This window comes from Kitasatospora sp. NPDC101155, from assembly GCF_044768305.1.
GTDB lineage: Bacteria > Actinomycetota > Actinomycetes > Streptomycetales > Streptomycetaceae > Kitasatospora.
Map to the genome: position 1 here is coordinate 1 of NZ_JBIWPN010000157.1, position 1469 is coordinate 1469.

The 1469-nt window shown below is 65.5% G+C and carries 3 protein-coding genes; 2 read left to right on the top strand and 1 reads right to left on the bottom strand.

From position 1 onward, the window contains the following. Window positions 1-246 (bottom strand): transposase (locus ACIRYZ_RS46525; protein ID WP_402955836.1); only part of this gene is annotated, 246 nt, incomplete at its 3' end. A gap of 142 nt (window positions 247-388) precedes the next feature. Between ACIRYZ_RS46525 and ACIRYZ_RS46530 the strand changes: the two genes are divergently transcribed. Together ACIRYZ_RS46530 and ACIRYZ_RS46535 are read left to right on the top strand one after the other, a co-directional pair. Continuing rightward, complete coding sequence (locus ACIRYZ_RS46530; RefSeq protein WP_402955839.1) at window positions 389-733, top strand: hypothetical protein; 345 nt, start codon at window positions 389-391, stop codon at window positions 731-733. Between the two features lie 331 nt (window positions 734-1064). Further along, complete coding sequence (locus ACIRYZ_RS46535; RefSeq protein ID WP_402955842.1) at window positions 1065-1265, top strand: cold-shock protein; 201 nt, start codon at window positions 1065-1067, stop codon at window positions 1263-1265. The last annotated feature ends 204 nt before the right edge of the window (window positions 1266-1469 follow it).

Consider the following 1469-nt stretch of genomic DNA (forward strand, 5'->3'; position numbering starts at 1 on the left):
GGTCGAGGAAGCCACGAACTGCTGGAGCTGCTGGTGGTCCACGCCCAGGCGCTCGGCCATCGGCTGCATCGACTTACGCTTGCCGTCCAGCATCAGCCCGCGTAGGTACAGCTCGCCCTTGGCCCGCTGGTCCCGACGGGCCGACGGGCCAGCGGGCCAGCGGGCCAGCGGGCCAGCGGGCCAGCGGGCCAGCGGGCCGAGCATCTCGGCTGCGAAGGCCTCCAGACGCGGCCGGACATCTTCCATGTCCTCAGGTGTCACACCTGAAAGAAAATCACAGCCTATCCAATGACGATCACTTGGGGTACCTAACAAAGCCCTACTAGTGCCGCATCAGGCAACGTTTGCCCCGTTTGCTCCGCGGGTCTGCTCGGTACTGTTCGGCAGGTTGATCGGGCAGTATGTGCGCATGGAGGAATGGCGGACTAAGGCATTGATCAAGCTCGTACTGGATCCCGCAGCGCCTGAGCATGAGCGGGTGGACGCCGCCGCGGACCTGTGCGAGAACGACGACCCTCATGTTCGTGCGGCACTGGTTCGGATCTGCTGCGACCAGACCCTCGGGGAACCGCTGATTGCGGACTGCGCGGGTGAGTCCCTGGGGGAGATCGCCGCGCGGACCGCTCCGCTCACGGCGGAGGAACTGGCGCCCTTTGATCGACAGGCGCTCAGGGAGTACCGCGCCTCGTACGAGCACTTCATCAGCGTCGACAATGGCGCGGTCATGAGCTGAACCCTGCGTCACCAGGGCGAACGTTGCCTGACGCGGCAATAGATTGACGGCCAGTGGTCTGCTGACTTGAGTTCATGGAGGGGACATGGGGTTCTGGCCGTCCAAAGGTGACAAGCAGGACGCGGCGGAGCGCGACGCGCAGGAGCACACACCGCTCTCGGCGGCGGACGTCGAGCACATTCGGCAGGAGATCGCCGCACTGGGCGACCTCGCTGCGGAGTTCACCAGACGCGCCGCCAAGCTGCAAAGCCTCCTGCCTCCGCGCACGCCCTCACCCGTACCCGCCACCGCACCACAGGATCGGGTCGGCCCGCATCGGAGCACCGGCACGGTGAAGTGGTTCAACAAAGAGAAGGGCTATGGCTTCATCACGCCGGACGAGCAGGGCCCCGAGGTCTTCGCTCATTACTCCGAGATCGAAGTCCCTGGTTTCCGCGAGTTGACCGAGGGGCAACGCGTCGAGTTCGAGATCTCCCCGGGTCCGAAGGGCCCCCAGGCCGACCACATCCGCCCCCTGGCTGACCAGCTCTGACCCCTCGGCCAGTACACGGCCTCACCTTCGACACCCCAATTGGTCACCGCAAGCAGAGGGCAAACGTTGTCTGACGCGGCACTAGTAGGGCTTTGTTAGGTGCGGTGGCGTGGTTCTGGTGTCGGTGCGGGTTGGCCGCATATCGAGCAGGCGCCGGTCCAGGTGGCCAGGAGGGCCTGGAGTTCGCGGAGGACCGCATACAGG